Origin of the sequence: Lichenifustis flavocetrariae (assembly GCF_026130545.1) — a bacterium.
In the GTDB taxonomy this organism is placed as follows: Bacteria; Pseudomonadota; Alphaproteobacteria; order Rhizobiales; family Beijerinckiaceae; genus Lichenihabitans; species Lichenihabitans flavocetrariae.
The window spans coordinates 117,451-134,995 of the sequence record NZ_JAMOIM010000017.1; the positions used below are offsets into that span (position 1 = coordinate 117,451).

Annotated in this window: 19 protein-coding genes and 1 tRNA gene; 14 read left to right on the forward strand and 6 right to left on the reverse strand. The window is 62.4% G+C overall.

The features are described 5' to 3' along the window. Positions 1–5: 5 nt before the first annotated feature. Positions 6–458 (forward strand): MerR family transcriptional regulator, encoded by a 453-nt coding sequence (locus tag M8523_RS22270; RefSeq protein ID WP_282587104.1) that lies wholly within the window; start codon positions 6–8, stop codon positions 456–458. Between the two features lie 6 nt (positions 459–464). On the opposite strand, the gene M8523_RS22275 is transcribed toward M8523_RS22270, so the two are convergent. Continuing rightward, entirely contained in the window at positions 465–1,868 is a 1,404-nt protein-coding gene (locus M8523_RS22275; protein ID WP_282587129.1) for a class II 3-deoxy-7-phosphoheptulonate synthase, read from the reverse strand. A 303-nt stretch (positions 1,869–2,171) separates the two neighbouring features. Here M8523_RS22275 and M8523_RS22280 point away from each other — a divergent pair, with 303 nt between their 5' ends. Beyond that, positions 2,172–3,362, forward strand: a complete 1,191-nt coding sequence (locus tag M8523_RS22280; protein WP_282587105.1) for an MFS transporter — start codon at positions 2,172–2,174, stop codon at positions 3,360–3,362. Positions 3,363–3,369: 7 nt separating this feature from the next. On the opposite strand, the gene gor is transcribed toward M8523_RS22280, so the two are convergent. From gor to rpiA, 3 genes are read right to left on the reverse strand one after another with little or no spacing between them, the layout of a single operon-like run. Then, entirely contained in the window at positions 3,370–4,758 is a 1,389-nt protein-coding gene (gor, locus tag M8523_RS22285; RefSeq protein ID WP_282587106.1) for a glutathione-disulfide reductase, read from the reverse strand. A 51-nt stretch (positions 4,759–4,809) separates the two neighbouring features. Next, the gene (locus tag M8523_RS22290; RefSeq protein ID WP_282587107.1) at positions 4,810–5,367 is read right to left on the reverse strand and encodes a DUF2059 domain-containing protein; all 558 of its coding nucleotides are present in this window, start codon (positions 5,365–5,367) and stop codon (positions 4,810–4,812) included. A gap of 19 nt (positions 5,368–5,386) precedes the next feature. Further along, positions 5,387–6,103, reverse strand: a complete 717-nt coding sequence (rpiA, locus tag M8523_RS22295; protein ID WP_282587108.1) for a ribose-5-phosphate isomerase RpiA — start codon at positions 6,101–6,103, stop codon at positions 5,387–5,389. A gap of 232 nt (positions 6,104–6,335) precedes the next feature. On the opposite strand from rpiA, the gene M8523_RS22300 reads away from it, so the two are divergent. Continuing rightward, complete coding sequence (locus M8523_RS22300; RefSeq protein WP_282587109.1) at positions 6,336–6,647, forward strand: hypothetical protein; 312 nt, start codon at positions 6,336–6,338, stop codon at positions 6,645–6,647. Between the two features lie 124 nt (positions 6,648–6,771). Here the strand turns inward: M8523_RS22300 and M8523_RS22305 are convergent, their stop codons facing one another. Beyond that, positions 6,772–7,152 (reverse strand): hypothetical protein, encoded by a 381-nt coding sequence (locus M8523_RS22305; protein WP_282587110.1) that lies wholly within the window; start codon positions 7,150–7,152, stop codon positions 6,772–6,774. A 122-nt stretch (positions 7,153–7,274) separates the two neighbouring features. Between M8523_RS22305 and M8523_RS22310 the strand changes: the two genes are divergently transcribed. Both M8523_RS22310 and M8523_RS22315 read left to right on the forward strand, forming a co-directional pair. Then, complete coding sequence (locus M8523_RS22310; RefSeq protein WP_282587111.1) at positions 7,275–7,952, forward strand: HAD-IA family hydrolase; 678 nt, start codon at positions 7,275–7,277, stop codon at positions 7,950–7,952. Positions 7,953–8,019: 67 nt separating this feature from the next. Continuing rightward, positions 8,020–8,094, forward strand: a tRNA-Val gene (locus tag M8523_RS22315). A gap of 149 nt (positions 8,095–8,243) precedes the next feature. Here the strand turns inward: M8523_RS22315 and M8523_RS22320 are convergent. Beyond that, entirely contained in the window at positions 8,244–9,176 is a 933-nt protein-coding gene (locus M8523_RS22320) for a polyprenyl synthetase family protein (protein WP_282587112.1), read from the reverse strand. 187 nt (positions 9,177–9,363) lie between these two features. Here M8523_RS22320 and hisB point away from each other — a divergent pair, with 187 nt between their 5' ends. The 9 genes from hisB to M8523_RS22365 form a co-directional block, all read left to right on the forward strand. Then, entirely contained in the window at positions 9,364–9,957 is a 594-nt protein-coding gene (hisB, locus tag M8523_RS22325) for an imidazoleglycerol-phosphate dehydratase HisB (protein ID WP_282587113.1), read from the forward strand. Between the two features lie 10 nt (positions 9,958–9,967). Next, a complete protein-coding gene (locus M8523_RS22330) occupies positions 9,968–10,441 on the forward strand; it encodes a DUF2628 domain-containing protein (RefSeq protein ID WP_282587114.1) in 474 nt (157 codons plus the stop codon). Beyond that, positions 10,438–11,088: an imidazole glycerol phosphate synthase subunit HisH gene (gene hisH / locus M8523_RS22335; protein ID WP_282587115.1), complete on the forward strand. Its 651-nt coding sequence runs from the start codon at positions 10,438–10,440 to the stop codon at positions 11,086–11,088. The genes M8523_RS22330 and hisH overlap by 4 nt, the downstream gene beginning before the upstream one ends. Beyond that, complete coding sequence (gene hisA / locus M8523_RS22340) at positions 11,085–11,831, forward strand: 1-(5-phosphoribosyl)-5-[(5-phosphoribosylamino)methylideneamino]imidazole-4-carboxamide isomerase (protein ID WP_282587116.1); 747 nt, start codon at positions 11,085–11,087, stop codon at positions 11,829–11,831. Before hisH ends, hisA begins: the two co-directional genes overlap by 4 nt. Next, a complete protein-coding gene (gene hisF, locus M8523_RS22345; RefSeq protein ID WP_282587117.1) occupies positions 11,824–12,600 on the forward strand; it encodes an imidazole glycerol phosphate synthase subunit HisF in 777 nt (258 codons plus the stop codon). Before hisA ends, hisF begins: the two co-directional genes overlap by 8 nt. Next, positions 12,597–12,926 carry a phosphoribosyl-ATP diphosphatase gene (locus M8523_RS22350; RefSeq protein ID WP_282587118.1) on the forward strand — a complete coding sequence of 110 codons (330 nt, stop codon included), beginning with the start codon at positions 12,597–12,599 and terminating at the stop codon, positions 12,924–12,926. The genes hisF and M8523_RS22350 overlap by 4 nt, the downstream gene beginning before the upstream one ends. A 21-nt stretch (positions 12,927–12,947) precedes the next feature. Next, a complete protein-coding gene (gene coaA, locus M8523_RS22355; RefSeq protein ID WP_282587119.1) occupies positions 12,948–13,904 on the forward strand; it encodes a type I pantothenate kinase in 957 nt (318 codons plus the stop codon). 293 nt (positions 13,905–14,197) lie between these two features. Then, positions 14,198–16,885 carry a sensor domain-containing protein gene (locus M8523_RS22360; protein WP_282587120.1) on the forward strand — a complete coding sequence of 896 codons (2,688 nt, stop codon included), beginning with the start codon at positions 14,198–14,200 and terminating at the stop codon, positions 16,883–16,885. Between the two features lie 177 nt (positions 16,886–17,062). Beyond that, positions 17,063–17,545, forward strand: a 483-nt coding sequence (locus M8523_RS22365; protein ID WP_428351048.1) for an ISAzo13-like element transposase-related protein, incomplete at its 3' end; no start/stop codon positions are given.

Genomic DNA, 17,545 nt, shown 5'->3' on the forward strand with positions numbered 1-17,545 from the left:
TTGACATGGAGAAGGATGCGGACGCCTTCCGGACCATCAGCGAAGTGGCTGCGGCTCTCGGCATTCCGCCTCACGTCCTGCGGTTCTGGGAAACCAAATTCCCGCAGGTCAAGCCCCTCAAGCGCGGTGGCGGCCGGCGGTACTACCGCCGTGCCGACACAGAATTGCTGAGCGTCATCCGCCGCTTGCTCTACGAGGACGGCTATACGATCCGGGGTGTGCAACGCCTCCTGAAGACGCAGGGGCCGGCAGCCGTCGCGGCCTTGCCGCCCGGCCAAGTGCCGGAGAGCGAAGACAGCGACAGCGATGCATCAGACCAACCGGATCTCGTGGAGCGGGTTCAGTCGGTAGAGATGAACGAAGCCCCGAAGGGATTCTCGCAGGTCCTGACACACCTCATCAGCGAAATAGCATCCTGCCGCAGGCTGCTCGACGCAGCCCTGAGCTCGGACCCGTAACGCTTCCTACTCGGCCGCGGCCTGCTGGGCAGGGGCCTGCCTTTCCTGCTTCAGCAACTCCGCAACCATGAATGCGACCTCGATCGCCTGCTCGGCGTTCAGACGTGGGTCGCAGTAGGTGTGATAACGATCGTGCAGATCCGCGTCGGAGATCGCGCGGGCGCCGCCCGTGCATTCCGTCACGTTCTTGCCCGTCATCTCGAGATGAACCCCGCCCGCGTATGTCCCTTCGGCCTGATGCACCTGGAAGAACGAGCGGATCTCACCCATGATGCGCTCGAACGGTCGCGTCTTGTAGCCCGTTGACGCCTTGATGGTGTTGCCGTGCATCGGATCGCAGGACCACACGACGGTGCGGCCCTCGCGCTCGACCGCACGGATCAACCCGGGCAGATGCTCAGCCACCTTGTCGGCCCCGAACCGGCAGATCAGGGTCAGCCGACCGGCCTCGTTCTCAGGATTCAGCAGATCGATGAGCCGCAGCAACCCGTCAGGCTTGAGCGAGGGACCGCACTTCAGCCCGATCGGGTTCTTGATGCCGCGAAAATACTCGACGTGACCGTGGTCAGGCTGGCGCGTGCGATCGCCGATCCACAGCATGTGACCGGAGGTCGCGTAATAGTCGCCGCTCGTCGAGTCGACGCGCGTCATCGCCTGTTCGTATCCGAGCAGCAGGGCCTCGTGCGACGTGTAGAAATCCGTCTGCCGCAGTTCCTGATGCGCCTCGGCATCGAGGCCTATCGCTTTCATGAAGCCGAGCGTCTCGGTGATGCGGCTCGCGAGTTCCTCGTAGCGACCTGATTGCGGACTGTCCTTGACGAAGCCCAGCATCCAGCGGTGCGCGTTCTCAAGGTTTGCGTAGCCGCCAGTCGCGAAGGCGCGCAGCAGGTTCAGGGTGGCGGCCGACTGCCGATAGGCGTCGAGTTGGCGTTGCGGATCGGGGATGCGCGACGCAGCGTCGAAATCGATGCCATTGACGATATCACCCCGGTAACTCGGGAGTTCCACCCCGTCGATGGTCTCGTTCGGGGCCGACCGTGGCTTGGCGAATTGTCCCGCGATGCGCCCAACCTTGACGACCGGCGAGGCCGCCGCGAATGTCATGACGACAGCCATTTGCAGGAACACACGGAAAAAATCACGAATGTTGTCGGCCGCATGCTCGGCAAAGGCCTCGGCGCAGTCGCCCCCCTGAAGCAGGAAAGCCCGGCCGTGCGCCACCTCGCCCAGGACGCGTTTCAGCTTACGGGCTTCACCTGCAAAAACGAGCGGTGGAAATTTGCCGATCTGTGCTTCGACTGTCGCGAGCGCTCGCGCATCCGGATAGGCCGGCATCTGTTCCACGGGAAACGCACGCCAGCTATCCGGGCTCCAGGCGGCCTGGTGCGCGGTCTTGCGATCCGAGGTCATGGTGCCGCGCCCATGCGTCTGGCGCTCGTCGATCATCGTGATACTCCTCGCGGATGCGCGCAGCGCCTCCAAATAGCGCTACCGAGGCCCTAAAGGCCCGATCCGATGCCGGCCTTATACACCAGCCGCCTCTTCATGCCATGGGGCGCCATGACTTGTTAGCCACAGCGTAACAATTCAGCAATGTCATGCGCCCATATCCATGCTTTCGCCCTGATTTGGAGCGGAAAAGCAAGCTACGCCGCTGCGGCGCAGCTTGAGCTTACGCTCCCTCTGCTTCCGCGCCTTCGAGTTCCGCCGACCATGCCTACCGCCTCGTCTATCGCCGCTCTCCTCCTCTCCGTTTTCGTTCTGATCACCGGGAACGGCCTGCTCAACACGCTTGTGCCCCTCAGAACCAAGCTCGACGGTTTTCCGGAAATGGCGATCGGCCTCATCGGCTCGGCCTATTTCGTAGGCATGCTGGTCGGCACATTCGTGTCGGCCGCCATCATTCGAAAAACCGGCGCCAAAACCGCGTTTGGGATTTTCGCGGGCCTGACAGTCCTGTCCGCCCTCGTGTTTCCAGTCCTGCCGAATGCCGTGGTTTGGATCGCATTGCGGGCGCTGCTCGGCTTTGCGTTCGCGGGACTCTACGCCGTCATCGAAGCATGGCTCAATGCGCGATCAGACAATTCCAATCGCGGTCGGGTCTATGCCCTCTATCAGATCGTCACTTTCGCGGGCAGCGCCGCTGGCCAGGAGATGATCGCCTTCACCAAGCCCCAGGCGGAACTCCTGTTCGGGCTTGCCGCGCTGTGTCTCGCGGCGGCCGTCGTTCCGCTGGCCCTCTCCAAGGGAGCGGCCCCACGCGTCTCCCGCTCCGTCTCGCTGCAATTGCGCTGGATGGCGCGACTGTCCCCGATCGGCACAGTCGCGGCGCTGTGCATTGGGGCCGCCAATGGCAGCTTCTACTCGCTGGCACCAGTGTACGGATTGGGACTTGGGCTTTCCTCCGCCAAGGTTGCGACGTTCATGACGGCGACGATCCTGGGCACGGCCGCCGCGGTCTACCCGGTTGCGCGCCTGTCCGATGGGCACGACCGGCGCATCGTTCTGACAGTTTTCGCGGCGATCGGCGTTCTGGCCGAGTCGATGCTGGCGATGACCAGCCACGGTTCGATGATGCTGCTGTCTTGTCTCGGCCTGTCCGTCGGCGCCTCGACCATGGTGCTCTACACGGTGGCGATCAGCCATGTGAACGACCGCGCCGGCCCGGAGAACGGCGTCGAAGTATCGTCCACGATGCTATTCTTGTATTGCGTCGGCGCGATCATCGGGCCAGCGACAGCGTCGGCCGCGATGTCGTGGTATGGCCCGTCAGCCTTGTTCGTGCAGAATGCCATCATCCACACGGCGCTCGTCGGCTTCATCGCGTGGCGGCTCCTGGCCCGCGAACGCCTCACACTGGCAGCCCAGCCGCTTCGCCTGACGGCCCGGGCCAGGCTCGGGTAGCCGCCGCTCAGACCCCCGGCCCAGCACCTTTCGCATAGCGCGCAGTTCGGGTTCGCATCGTCACGAGTTCTTCGGCCGCGGTTGGATGAACCGCGATCGTCTCGTCGAACTGCGTCTTCGTGGCACCCACGTGCATGGCGATGCCGACGAGCTGGATCATTTCGCCCGCGTCGTGTCCCAAAATATGGACTCCGAGCACGCGGTCGGTCACCCCATCGACCACGATCTTCATCACGGTCCTCTCGGCCCGCCCGGACAGAACGGCCTTCATGGGCCGAAACGAGGTTTTATACACGTCCACAAGGTCGAAACGGACGCGTGCCTCCTCTTCGGTAAGGCCCACGGTGCCGATCTCCGGGGTGGTAAAAACCGCCGAGGCGACATTGTCGTGGTTCATTGCCCGGTCGCGGCCGCCAAAGAGCATATCAGCAAGGAGATGACCTTCGCGAATGGCGACCGGTGTGAGATTTACCCGGTTCGTCACGTCTCCAACCGCATGGATCGACGGTACGGTGGAGGTCGAGAAACGATCGACCTCGATGGCGCCAAAGCGGTCAAGCTTCACGCCGACCTCTTCCAGGCCGAGGCCGCGCGAAGCGGGTGCCCGACCGGTCGCGGCCAGCACCTGATCGACATCGACGGCCGTGCCGTCGTCGAGATGCACGCGTAGCCCGTCCGCCACGGGTTCGATCCGGGTCGGCAGGGTTCGAGGCCGCAGAACCACGCCGGCTTCCTTCAGCGCGCCCGTCAGGCCATCACGCATGTCGCCATCGAAGCCGCGCAGGATCTCGTCACTCCGAAACACCACGGTCACGGCCGACCCCAGCCGGGCGAAGACGGAAGCGAACTCAAGCGCGATATATCCGCTGCCGATCGCCAGAAGCCGTTTTGGGAAAACCGGGAGATCGAAGATTTCGTTCGAGCTGATCGAGCGATCGATTCCAGGGATCTCGGGATGCTGCTCGGGCCGCGAGCCGGTGGCGATCAGGATGTGCTTGGCGGTGACCTGGCCTCCGGTGCTGAGCCGTACAAGGTTCGGCCCTACCACCGAGGCGCGGCAGGCGTGGATCTCGACCCCCGATTTCACAAGATTGGTGTGGTAGATGTCCGACAGCCGGGAGACTTCCCTTTCCTTGGCGGCCACCAGCGTCGGCCACGAGAATGTCGCCTGAGGCACGCTCCATCCAAACCCTGCGGCGTCCGCGAAGTCGTCGGCGAACCGGCTCGCATAGGCATAGAGCTTCTTCGGCACACATCCGCGCACCACACAGGTCCCACCCAGCCGGTAGTTCTCGGCGAGCGCGACGCGCGCACCATGGCCGGCGGCGATCCGCGCCGCCCGGACGCCACCCGAACCTCCTCCGATGACGAAGAAATCCACGTCGTGCTCAGCCATTCGGGTTCATGTCCTAGAAGCGTCTCCCGACAAGTCCGATAGGAACGAGGCTTAGAAATCCTGACCCTTGGCCTTCATCTCATCGTGAACGCGGGTCATCATGTAAGTCGACAACGTCTGCGTCCAAGTCTGCATCGCGACCACGACCTCGTCGAGCATCGCCGGCTGTACCTCGACGTATTTCTTGCCGACAGGAGAATTAAAGAAGGCCGCGGCCTGCTCAAGCTCCGTCTCGCTCATATGGCGGGCATAGATGCGCGCCGCCATGTCGATCATCTCGTCGCCCTTCTTCAGGAATTCCGGTTGCAGCTTGGCCACGACGGCTGTCAAATTGGCTTTCAGCTCTGGCCGCGTCCGCGTCAGCATCGGAACAATCTGATCAGCCAGTTGCGGCACCATCGGTTCGAACGAGCGAGACATGCCGGACGCGAGCACGAGCGAGCGGGCCGCGGCCAGTTGAGCCGCGGACGGCTCTGGCTGGCTGGCATTTGGGACGGTCGGTGCAGGGGCAGGCGTGGGTTGAGTCTGGGCTTGCGCCGCCGTCAAGGTCAGGACGATGGTCGCAGCCGCAAGACAGCGGCCAGCAACAGAAGCAATAACGTGACTCATCAAGATGATTCCTAACCTTCTACGAATTTTGTCGACCGATCACATAAGTCTGGCTGGCGTCGGCCATGATCACGGTCGTGGCGAGGCCGATGAACAAGCCATGCTCGACCACGCCGGGAATATTGACGAGCGCCTCGGCCAATCGTTCCGGCTCCGGGATCGCCCCAAGACGGCAATCGAGAATATGGTGCCCACCGTCGGTGACGAAGGGATCGGAAAGCGTTTTGTCGAGGCGCAGCGAGACGGCTCCCGCCAGCCCCAGGCGCTGGAACGCCGCCTCAACCTGCCTGGTCGTGGCGCCGAGCCCGAACCTGTTGACTTCCACCGGCAGAGGAAACCGCCCCAAAACCTCGACCCTTTTGGACACATCGGTGATCACCACCATCCGACGAGAGGCTGCCGCTACGATCTTTTCGCGCAGCAACGCTCCTCCTCCCCCCTTGATGAGGCGCAATTCGGGATCGAACTCATCGGCGCCGTCAACCACAAGGTCCAGCTCAGGCGTGTCATCGAGCGTTGTAAGCGGGATCCCGGCCGCTTCCGCTTGAGCTCGCGTCGCCTCGGAGGTGGGCACGCCCACGACGTTCAAGCCGCCGCGAACCCGTTCGGCAAGATGAGCAACGAAGAGCTTGGCCGTCGTCCCCGTGCCAAGACCGAGCCGCATTCCCTCCTGGACGAAATCGAGCGCGCGTACGGCCACGCGGCTTTTCAACTCGTCCTGCGTGGCTTCTGGCATGAAGGCATGTCTCGCGCGGTCTAATCACCGTTCAGGTCTCTGCAAGCCTCCGGTATCGCCTCCTGCATCAAAAGGCAATTCGTGAGGCATGATGCTTACGAACCCCTCGCGATGGATGAACAAATGCCATCCCGCCCCTTCATCGCGCATTCAGCTGTGCTTGCCTATGTTCAGGCCTAAGAGCGACGAGCCAAGCGGCATTCGTTGCAACTCGGTCATACGGGGCAAAGTCATGTCCACATTGAAAAAATTCGTCGCAACGGGTCTGGTTGCCGTCTCCCTCGCCACCTGTACCGTGGCGACATCGAGCCCTGCGGCCGCGTGGTACCGTGGTGGCTGGGGCGGACCGCTGGCTGCCGGTGCCATCGGTGGGCTCGCCTTGGGAGCCATCGTGGGCAGCGCGACCCATCCCTACGGCTATGCGCCTTATGGATATGGCTATGGCCCTGCCCCGGCTTATAGCCCCTGCTATCGTGGCAGAACCCCGGTTTACGACGCCTATGGAAATTTTGCCGGATACCGCCCCGTTAGGGTCTGCAACTAACAGCGGTATGCCAACCCGGTATTGAATTAAAGACTTGCGGCCGCCTCTTCAAGCGGCTGGCCAAGAGCGAGCCCTCCGGTTAGCGCCCCACCGGAGGGTTTTCGCGCGTCTCCGGTTCGCGGCCTCACTTGGCCGGCGGCGTGCACACCACAGCATCGTTGAGCACGTAGCAGATCGACATAGATCCACTCCGTAGATCCACCCGAAAGACGCCACCCTCCTTCTCGTGGCGAGAGGCGACCAGACCATATTCGCTTTGCGCTTGCGGCCCCCCACCTTCGCCGGGCGGATAGCAGAGCGTGGTGCCGATAGACGCCTTGGCGTCTTTTGAGGCGTCAGTGGCAAGACCATACTGACAAGCCGACATCTCACCCGTCGCCTTATCGACCCGATAGACGCGGTTGAGGTCAACCTCCGGCGCAGCCAGGAATTCATAGCTCGCGGCGTGAACCGCAGAAGTTCCTCCGAGGAGGAGAATCGCCGTCCCCAACGCCCGCAAATGCACGCACCACATTCGACATACCCCGCGAATCAGGCCGGATCATTCCGCAATCTTGGCCCGCTTTCAAATTGACGTGTCAGTTCGTCGGCGCCGTGGCATATCGCATAGGCCTCATGGAATCTGATATGTCGACCTCCCCTCCCCTCGTGATCTTCGACCTCGACGGTACGCTCGCCGATACGGCTGGCGACCTGATGGCGGCCCTGAACTTCGTTCTCGAACGGGACGGCATCCCGCCGCTACCAGTCGAACAGGCCCGGACGCTCCTTGGTGCCGGCGGCCGTGCGCTGATCCGGCGTGGGTATGCGGTTTCCGGACGCAACATCGAGGGCACGCGGCTGGAGGAACTCTTCGCCGATTTCCTGCACGACTACGAAAGCCATATCGCGGCGCGATCGGCTCTTTTCCCGGGCGTCATCGATGCGCTCGAAAGGCTGGAGCGAGACGGGTTTGCCTTTGCGGTTTGCACGAACAAGATGGAACGCGCGTCCATCAAACTCCTCCAAGCCCTGGGGGTAGATTCGCGCTTTCGTGCGATCTGCGGGCAGGACACGTTCGGCTTCTACAAGCCGGACGCACGCACCCTGCCGGCCGTGATCGCGCGCGCTGGCGGAACTGTCGAGAGGTCCGTGATGATCGGCGATTCAATCACCGACATTGCGGCGGCCAAGAACGCCATGATCCCGGTGGTGGCGGTCGATTTCGGCTACACCGACAAGCCGGTGGCCGAACTCGGTCCCGACCGGGTGATCTCCCATTTCGACGAACTCGACGCCGCCGTGAAGAGCCTCCTGGCAGCATAGGGCAAGGCTGTTTGAAGCTTGACGTCGACCAAGCCTTTGCTCTAATCGCTTCTCACCGCCATGGTGCGGGCGCGTAGCTCAGCGGGAGAGCACTCCCTTCACACGGGAGGGGTCACAGGTTCAATCCCTGTCGCGCCCACCATTTTGCACTCGGTTATTGCGGGGCGGACAAGTCTCGTTGATCGCGGTAGGTCACATTCACGGCTTCCGAGCTGGAATTGCCTGTGCCGACAACCGCGAACAATGAGCCTTTAAGCGATGGCTCGCGTGAGCCACACCGACCGACACGCGTCAGCTCTTCCGGTCGACCGTAAAGCGTGCCGCTTCCGCCAGGATCGCGGTGCGTGCCCCGAGACCCGTGGCCGTAAGGGCTTCGGCGGCTTCGCGAGCGAGGAGATCGCGGCGCGCTTTCGCGGCATCGAGCCCGAGTGCCGCCACCAGTGTCGCCTTGTTGCGGCCGGCATCCTTGCCTGCGGCCTTGCCAAGCGTTTCCGTGTCGCTCTCTGCATCGAGAATGTCGTCGGCGACCTGGAATGCCGCGCCGAGGGCCATCCCGTAATGCATCAGCGCTTCCCGCTGCGACGGCGATGCACCGCCCAGGATCGCCCCGGCTTCGACCGCGTAGAGCAGCAAGGCACCCGTCTTCATGGACTGCATCTGCAGCACGAAGGCTGCCGTATGCGGCTCGGTGCGTCTCTCCGCTTCGAGATCGAGCGCCTGGCCGCCCGCCATGCCACCAAGACCAGAGGCGCGGGCGAGCGCCAGCACAAGGGCGGCACGCACCCCCGGATCCGGATGGGTCTGCTCACCGGCCGTCACATCGAACGCATAGGTCAGCAGCGCATCGCCGGACAGAATGGCGGTTGCCTCGTCGAAGGCCTTATGGGCCGTGGGACGACCACGCCGCAGATCGTCGTCATCCATCGCCGGCAGATCGTCGTGCACCAGCGAATAGCAGTGGATCATTTCGAGCGCGGCACCGGCTCGCAACGGGCCGACGCCCTCGACGCCAAACAGCCGCGCGGTTTCGACCAGCAGAAAAGGCCGCAAGCGTTTGCCGCCGCCGAGCGTCGAGTACCGCATCGCCTCGAGCAGGCGAGGCGGCCTTGTTACCTCGTTCGGCAAAGTGTCCGGCGCGAGAAGACGATCGAGCGTAACCTCCACGGCATCGGCCACCGCCGTCAGTCGGGCCTGGAAGTCGGTCTGATCGGCGTCGGCAGACATCGTATCCTCCTTGCGGAGGCTTGAGTGCGTGCCCCGCTGACGCCTTATTTTCTGCTGCAGGCTTGAGGTCAAGGGTGCCGCGTTGTCGAAGGGCTCCCGATCAATGCGTCATGGTCGAGTTCCACCTCTTCGTCGAGTGGCCAAGTGCCGGCCCACTTGCTAGAACCACGCCCGTGGAGAGACCGGAATGCGACAGGCGCGAGTCAAACGCGAGACACGAGAAACAAATATCGACGTTGCGGTCGACCTCGACGGGTCCGGCGCGGCCGAGATCGAAACCGGCGTCGGCTTCTTCGATCATATGCTCGATCAGATCGCCCGCCACGCCCTGTTCGACCTCACCGTTCGGGCCAAGGGTGATCTGCATATCGATATGCATCACACCGTCGAGGATACAGGCCTTGCGCTCGGGCAGGCAGTTCGCGAGGCGCTTGGCGATAAGCGCGGCATCACCCGCTATGCGGACGTGCATCTCCCCATGGACGAGACCCTGACTCGCGTGGCGTTGGATTTCTCCGGGCGTCCATTCCTGGTGTTTCGAACCACCTTCGACAGACCGAAGATCGGCGCTTTCGACACGGAACTCGTACGTGAATTCTTCCAGGCCTTTGCCATGCAGGCCCACGTGACCTTGCATGTCGAGACACTCTATGGCGACAACAACCATCACATCGCCGAGTCGTGTTTCAAAGGCCTGGCACGCGCCTTGCGCGTGGCCGTCGCGATCGATGAGCGACAAGCCGACCGCATTCCCTCAACAAAGGGCTCGCTTGCGGGCTGAGAGGTCGACTATGACCATCTACACAGTTCACGTGCCCGACGACACATCCGACCCCGTGACGCAGGCCGATCACACCATCCTCATTCGCGATGGCTTTAGCGGAAGCGCCTTCGTGTTTGGTTTCGCGTACCTTCTCTGGCATCGTCTATGGGTTGCGGCGACGATTTGGATTGTGGTGACAGCGGCCTTGGTGGTCGGGGCCATCGTCCTCCATCTCCCCTCGGTGTCTGTGATAGCCATCTCGTTTCTCATGCATGTCTATCTTGGCCTGGAGGGACCCGATCTCCGCCGTTGGGGACTCGCGCGGCGACACTACACTCTCAAGGACATCGTCTCCGCCCCGGGCTTGAGCGACGCGGAAGCGTTGCTGTTCGGGCGGCAGTTCTCTCGGCCCCACACGCCGCCCCGTCCGGTGGAGCGCTGGGCCTCGGCCGCCGGCACACCGAGCGTGATCGGCATGTTTCCGGACGGGAGCGGCGCGTGACCGTCGCGATCATCGACTATGGCTCCGGCAATCTCAATTCGGCCCTCAAAGCCTTTGAGCGCGCCGCGCAGGAGCTCGACAGCGCACCACAGATCGAGGTGACGGCGGACCCCGACCGGGTTCGGGCGGCCGAGCGTATCGTGTTGCCTGGCGTCGGGGCCTTCGCGGATTGCATGGCGGGCCTACGAGCCGTTCCAGGGCTACTGCCCGCTCTGACCGAGGCCGTGCAAGACGGCGGCAAACCATTCCTCGGGATCTGCGTGGGCATGCAATTGCTTGCCACGCGTGGCCTTGAATACAGAGAGACGACGGGACTCGGGTGGGTTCCCGGTCAGGTCGCCGCACTCGAACCGGCTGATCCGCATCTTAAAATCCCGCATATGGGATGGAACACGATCGATCAGGCGCGACCCCATCCGCTCCTCGACGGCATACCGACAGGCGCCAAGGGGCTGCACGCGTATTTCGTTCACTCCTTCCAGCTCTACGCCACCGACAATGCCGATGTGGTGGCAACAGCCGACTATGGCGGCCCGCTTACGGCTTTCGTCGCGCGCGGGAACGTGGCGGGCACGCAGTTTCATCCCGAGAAAAGCCAAACGCTCGGGCTGGCGCTGATCGCCAATTTTCTCCGGTGGGCGCCATGATCCTATTTCCAGCCATCGACCTCAAGAGCGGCGAATGCGTCCGCCTCGTGCAGGGCGACATGGACCGCGCGACCGTGTTCAACACCGACCCGGCCGCCCAGGCCGCGGCTTTCGAACAGCAGGGGTTCACTCACCTCCACGTCGTCGATCTCGACGGCGCCTTCGTGGGTCAGCCGGTCAACGCCGCTGCCGTTGAGGCCATCCTCAACAGGGTGCGCATGCCCGTGCAACTTGGCGGCGGCGTGCGTGAATTGCGGACCGTGGAGCACTGGCTGCGCCGTGGCGTGAACCGCGTCATCATCGGTACGGCGGCCGTCAGAGACCCTGCCCTTGTCAGAGAGGCCGCGAGGTTGTTTCCGGGTCAGATCGCAGTCGGGGTCGACGCCCGCGATGGTTTCGTGGCGGTTGAAGGCTGGGCGCGGTCGTCGTCGATCAGCGCCTCCGAACTCGGCCGGCGGTTCGAGGATGCCGGGGTCGAGGCGATCATCTACACCGACATCGCCCGTGACGGCCTGATGAAGGGCTTGAACATCGAAGGAACGATCGCACTTGCCGAAGCCATCACGATCCCGGTGATCGCCTCAGGCGGCCTCGCCTCCATCGCCGATGTCGAGCGGCTTTGCCAACCGGATTGTGCCCGGATCGCAGGCGTCATCACGGGCCGGGCGCTCTATGACGGTCGCCTCGATCCGGCTGAAGCTCTGGCCATGATCGCCGCCCATAGTGAGGGCCCGCGTGCTTAAATTTCGCGTCATCCCGTGCCTCGACGTCAAGGACGGCCGTGTTGTCAAAGGCGTCAATTTCGTGGATCTGCGCGATGCTGGCGATCCGGTCGAATGCGCGCTCGCCTATGACGCGGCTGGGGCGGACGAACTCTGCTTCCTCGACATCACGGCAAGCCACGAGGACCGGGGCATTCTTCTCGATGTGGTCCGACGAACGGCGGCGCGGTGCTTCATGCCACTCACTGTCGGCGGCGGCGTTCGAAGCGTCGCAGACATCCGCCAACTCCTTCTGGCGGGCGCCGACAAGGTGTCGATCATGAGTGCCGCCGTCACCAACCGCGACTTCGTGCGCGAGGCGTCTGAGAAGTTCGGCAGCCAGTGCATCGTCGTTGCCATCGATGCCAAGCGGGTGTCGACGGACGACGAAGCACCCCGATGGGAAATCTTCACCCACGGCGGCCGCCGCCCGACCGGGCTCGATGCGCTGGCCTATGCCCGAGATGTGGTCGATCGCGGCGCGGGCGAGTTGCTGTTGACCTCCATGGATCGCGACGGCACCAAGGCGGGTTTCGATCTCGCCCTGACGCGCGCGGTCGCCGATAGTGTCCCGGTGCCGGTGATCGCCTCAGGTGGGGTCGGTACCCTCGATCACCTCGTCGCCGGCATCCGGGAGGGCCATGCGACGGCCGTGCTGGCGGCCTCGATCTTTCACTTCGGCGAGTTCACCATTCGCGAGGCCAAGGCGCATATGGCCCATGCCGGGCTCCCCATGAGGCTCGACCCGTGACCGCCCCGTTTTCGCTCGATGATCTCATCAAACTGATCGAAACGCGGGCGCTCTCGCCGGTCGATCGCTCCTACACCCGGACCCTGCTCGACGCCGGCACGCCCCGCATCGCGAAAAAGTTCGGTGAGGAATCGGTGGAGCTCGTCATCGCCGCGGTCGGCGGCAAGAAGGCGGAGATCGTCGCTGAAGCGGCCGACGTTATCTACCATCTTCTCGTGCTGCTGCAGGCCGGCGGTATTCATCTCGATCAAGTCGTGCAAGAGTTGGGTCGGCGTACCCAGCAGTCTGGTCTCGAAGAGAAGGCGTCGCGGCCTCCATCTGCGTAGGTGCCGGCGGCAGGGGTTGCCATGAACAAGCGGTTCAAGACGCCGACGCCTGTGGCCTCGCCCTATCGCGTCTTTTCAAGCGAAGAATGGGCGACGCTCCGGGCCGATACGCCGCTGACGTTGACGGCGGAAGACGTCGCACGTTTGCGTGCGACCAATGACCCGATCTTGCTCGACGAGGTCATTGCGATCTACCTGCCTCTCTCACGCCTTCTCTCGCTTTATGTCGCAGCCGCCCAGGGGCTCTTCAAAGCGACGCAGCGCTTCCTTGGCGCCGAGGTGGAAGGCAAGATGCCCTACCTGATCGGTGTCGCGGGCTCTGTTGCGGTGGGTAAGTCGACGACGGCCCGGGTCATGAAGGCACTCCTGTCACGCTGGCCCAACACCCCCAAAGTCGATTTGGTGACGACGGACGGCTTCCTGCATCCCAACCGGGTCCTCGAAGCCAAAGGGATCATGAACCGAAAAGGGTTCCCGGAAAGCTTCGATGCGCCCGCGCTGTTGCGCTTCCTGTCTGACGTGAAAGCTGGCATGCGCAACGTCAAGGCACCGGTCTACAGCCATCTCGTCTATGACATCGTGCCCGATGAATATGTTACGGTGGACCGGCCTGACATCCTCATCGTCGAAGGCCTGAACGTTCTCCTGCCCAATCGGGTCGGTCGCGACATTCCGTTCGTGTCGGACTTTTTCGATTTCTCCATCTACCTCGATGCCGACCAGGCGCTCCTCGAACGCTGGTACGTGGACCGGTTCATGCGGCTAAGGGAAACGGCTTTCCGAGACCCTCGCTCCTACTTCCGCAAATATGCCGACCTGACGGACGAGCAAGCGGTGGAGATCGCACTCAACATTTGGCGCACCATCAACCTGCGCAACCTCATCGATCACATCCGCCCGACGCGCCCTCGCGCGAGCCTCATCCTCACCAAAGGATCGAGCCATAGGATCGAACAGGCGGCGCTTCGTAAGTTGTAAGAAGTCGCGCCCAGCTGAGGCTGACGACCCTGCTCGTGAAGGTTCGATGACGGTTCCGTTCGTTTGGCGTTATCGATTGGGACGTCATATGGCGGCAACAGGGATTTACGGACCCGCGATTGATGGTCAGAAACGGCATTGAAGTCGAATATTCGTCCGGATTGCGGGACGGAATCGACTTTTGGTGCAGACGGTGGGAAACCAGCGTCACGGGATCGGCGGACCTCCCGATCTTTGAAAGCGTGGGAATCGGAAGCATCGGTCTTCACGCCGAGCGCACGGCTCTCCTTGAGATGGATGGCAGCGAAATCCGTGTTCTCCAGGGGTCGCCGCTGTTCGATCAATGGCTTTACGGCCCCCAATCCGGGAATACTCAACCACGCAACGACGGCTGGCGAACCGTCGGCGAAGTCTCCCAAATGGCCATTGCGGCGAGAAAACCGATTCATCGGACCGCCACCGGCCTGCACGGTGAGCGGATCGAGACACGGGATCTGCTGGCAATGCCTCTCGGCTCCCGTTGGTTTACCTGTCTCGTTCTGTTTTACGTGAGCGAGCCGACAGCAAGCTACGGCGTCACCGACCAAGTCTATCAGTCCACACGGGATGGCTTTCTGATGCTCGCGCCAATCCGCGACATCGACGGGCGAGTCTCTGATTTTGAAGTCGTCTCGGTCAATCCCGGCGCGAGTGCCTTGCTGGGTATCGAGGCGTCGATGCTGCTTTGGTGTCGGTGGAGTGCCATGCCGAACGAGCTTCGACAAGACGGGGTACAACGGGCGCTGCGCGAGGTCCTGAATGATCGCGCACCTCGTAACTTCGAGTTGGAGATCGCCGTCGGCAGCAACGAGTCTTGCTTGGCCGCTCGCGCGTCGCTCCTCGATGATCTGATCTTCCTGACCCTGACTGACGTCACGGAACTGAAAGCCCGAGAGGCCGGATTTCGCCTCATGTTTGAAGCGAACCCGGTTCCCATGTGCTTGGTCGACGCTGAAAGCATGCAATTTCTCGATGTCAATGTGGCCGCCGTCGCGCACTACGGGCATTTGCGCGAGCAATTCTTAGGTATGTCTCATTATGCGCTGCTTCACCCTGACGAGCATGCTGCCTTCAGGGACGTCGCGGCAGATCCGGCTCGCACTTACGAAGGTGAGCGAAGCTGGCGGCACCTTACGTCGGACGGATCCGAGATCCACGTTCGGCCCTATGCTCGGCGATTTGTATTCCGCAAGCGCTCCGCGGCGCTGGTGGCTTTCGTCGATGTCACGAGCAGTCAAAAGGCAGAAGCCGATCTTCGACGCGCTCAGGTTTTCTTGGATACTGTCATTGAGAACATTCCTTCGGCACTTTTCGTCAAGGATGCCGAAACACGCAACCTCCTCCTGGTGAACAAGGCTGGAGAGGACATGCTCGGGGTGACCCGCTCGGAAGCGATCGGGAAGCCAACTGAATACTTCTTTTCAGACGGTACGGGGGTCGACATCCGCGATCACGACCGGCGAGCGCTTCAACTCGACCATTTCGGCGCGGTCATTGAAGAAAAACCCTATGCTTTTCCGGGTCGGGAGACACGTGTTCTGAACGTGAAAAAACTCGCACTTCCTGACGGTGAAGGACACGTGCGCTATCTTCTGGGAATCGCCGAGGACATCACCGAACGTCGGCGCATCGAAAAGAAGATCGCCCATATGGCGCATCATGATGCGCTGACAGACTTACCAAATCGAACACTATTCGCCGCCCAGCTCGAAGCAGCTTTGGCGCAGGTGCGCCGGTCCCGAGCGAGCGCCGCCGTCCTCGGGCTCGATCTTGACGATTTCAAAGCCGTCAACGACACGCTCGGGCATTCGGGCGGAGACGAACTTCTTCAACTCGTCGGCCGCCGGATCTCGGATTGTCTCCGCAGGGAGGATCTCGTGGCTCGCCTGGGCGGTGATGAGTTTGCCATTCTTCAGGTCGCCCCGACCTCCGCCGAAGAAGCGAGCAAGCTGGCCGAACGCTTGGTGAGCGAGTTGACCCGTCCGTTCACGATCATGGACCAGGAGATCAGAATCGGGGCCAGCGTCGGCGTTGCCATCGCGCCGGAGGATGGCGATGACCCGGAAACGCTCCTGCGCCACGCCGATCTCGCCCTCTACCGCGCCAAAGATGAGGGCAAGTCCAACTACCGATTCTTCGAGCCTGAGATGAATGCGCGGCTCCAAAAACGCCGCGAGCTTGAGCGTGACCTACGCAAGGCGCTCGAACGCGGAGACTTCGAACTCCATTACCAGCCGTTGATCACCATCAGAGATCAACGGGTCTGCGGCTGCGAGGCTCTGCTGCGCTGGAAACATCCGGAACACGGGTATGTTCAGCCTGGGGAATTTATCTCCCTAGCGGAAGAAACCGGTTTGATCGCACCGATTGGCGAATGGGTTCTTCGTCGAGCTTGCGAAGAGGCAAGCCGCTGGCCCAGCCCCCTCACGGTGGCGGTGAACGTCTCACCGGCGCAATTTCGGAGTTCCCATCTGGTGGCCACTGTGCTGTCCGCACTGGCTGCAAGCGGCCTCGACCCAAACCGTCTCGAAATCGAGATCACCGAGTCGGTCCTCTTGATGAATTCCGACGCAAACCTCGCGACGTTGCACGCGCTCCGGGGTCTCGGAGTCAAGATCGCGATGGATGACTTCGGCACCGGCTATTCGTCGCTGGCGTATCTCAGCAATTTTTCGTTCGACAAGATCAAGATCGATCGTTCATTCGTTCGCCAGATCGGAATGAACCGTCACTGCGAAGCAATCATTAGCGTCATTGTGAAACTCGGTGCCCATCTTGCCATTGTGACGGTCGGCGAGGGAGTCGAAACTGCTGAACAATTGGCCCATCTCCAACAGGAAGGCTGCGATCAGGCTCAAGGCTTTCTCCTCAGCCGGCCACTTTCTACCTCGGATCTGCGTCTCTTCCTGAACAACCTGCCCGGTCTAAGGGTTGCTGCCTAACCGACTTGGCTCAGACGAACGTCATATCCGGTCTCGACTCGCCCCCTTGCGACAAAGCCACGAGGGGAGCCGAGGATCACGCTCGCAGCGAGCTAAGGAAGCGTCGATAAATTTTTGATTCGCGACGAGGATTTTTGAGGGATTCCCTGCTGCGTCTTTACTTTGTAGATGGGGGCTGTGATCGATGTTGCCGCCATCAAGCGCCGTTACGAGGCCGTCAGCCCTGTTCTGGATGAGCGGGGCCGTCGGCGCTTTGCGGCGGCTGAGGCGCTGACGGCCGGGTGGGGCGGGATCGCGGCTGTGTCGGAGGCGACGGGGATCGCGCGCAGCACGATCGGTTATGGATTGCGGGAACTGCGCGGCCAGGCGCCGGACTCGGCGCTTCGGGGCATCCGACGCAAAGGCGCCGGGCGCAAGCCCTTGACCGAGACGGACCCGACACTTCTGGGCGACCTCAAAGAGCTTGTCGATCCTGCGACCTGTGGCGATCCCATGTCGCCGCTGAAATGGACCTCGAAAAGCTTGCGGAACCTGGCCTCGGCGCTGTGTGTCATGGGGCATCAGGTCGGCCACGACGTCGTCGGCACACTGCTGAAAACGCTTGGTTATTCGTTGCAAGCCAACCGCAAGACGCTTGAAGGATCGCGCCACGTCGACCGA

Excerpts from the sequence above, each read along its gene's own strand:
- M8523_RS22320 (WP_282587112.1), bottom strand. The coding sequence starts at position 9,176 with ATGTCTGCCGACGCCGATCAGACCGACTTCCAGGCCCGACTGACGGCG.
- rpiA (WP_282587108.1), bottom strand. The coding sequence starts at position 6,103 with ATGCCAGAAGCCACGCAGGACGAGTTGAAAAGCCGCGTGGCCGTACGC.
- M8523_RS22360 (WP_282587120.1), top strand. The coding sequence starts at position 14,198 with ATGGATGGCAGCGAAATCCGTGTTCTCCAGGGGTCGCCGCTGTTCGAT.
- M8523_RS22280 (WP_282587105.1), top strand. The coding sequence starts at position 2,172 with ATGCCTACCGCCTCGTCTATCGCCGCTCTCCTCCTCTCCGTTTTCGTT.
- M8523_RS22290 (WP_282587107.1), bottom strand. The coding sequence starts at position 5,367 with ATGAGTCACGTTATTGCTTCTGTTGCTGGCCGCTGTCTTGCGGCTGCG.
- M8523_RS22310 (WP_282587111.1), top strand. The coding sequence starts at position 7,275 with ATGTCGACCTCCCCTCCCCTCGTGATCTTCGACCTCGACGGTACGCTC.
- M8523_RS22330 (WP_282587114.1), top strand. The coding sequence starts at position 9,968 with ATGACCATCTACACAGTTCACGTGCCCGACGACACATCCGACCCCGTG.
- hisB (WP_282587113.1), top strand. The coding sequence starts at position 9,364 with ATGCGACAGGCGCGAGTCAAACGCGAGACACGAGAAACAAATATCGAC.
- hisA (WP_282587116.1), top strand. The coding sequence starts at position 11,085 with ATGATCCTATTTCCAGCCATCGACCTCAAGAGCGGCGAATGCGTCCGC.
- coaA (WP_282587119.1), top strand. The coding sequence starts at position 12,948 with ATGAACAAGCGGTTCAAGACGCCGACGCCTGTGGCCTCGCCCTATCGC.
- gor (WP_282587106.1), bottom strand. The coding sequence starts at position 4,758 with ATGGCTGAGCACGACGTGGATTTCTTCGTCATCGGAGGAGGTTCGGGT.
- M8523_RS22275 (WP_282587129.1), bottom strand. The coding sequence starts at position 1,868 with ATGACCTCGGATCGCAAGACCGCGCACCAGGCCGCCTGGAGCCCGGAT.
- M8523_RS22300 (WP_282587109.1), top strand. The coding sequence starts at position 6,336 with ATGTCCACATTGAAAAAATTCGTCGCAACGGGTCTGGTTGCCGTCTCC.
- M8523_RS22270 (WP_282587104.1), top strand. The coding sequence starts at position 6 with ATGGAGAAGGATGCGGACGCCTTCCGGACCATCAGCGAAGTGGCTGCG.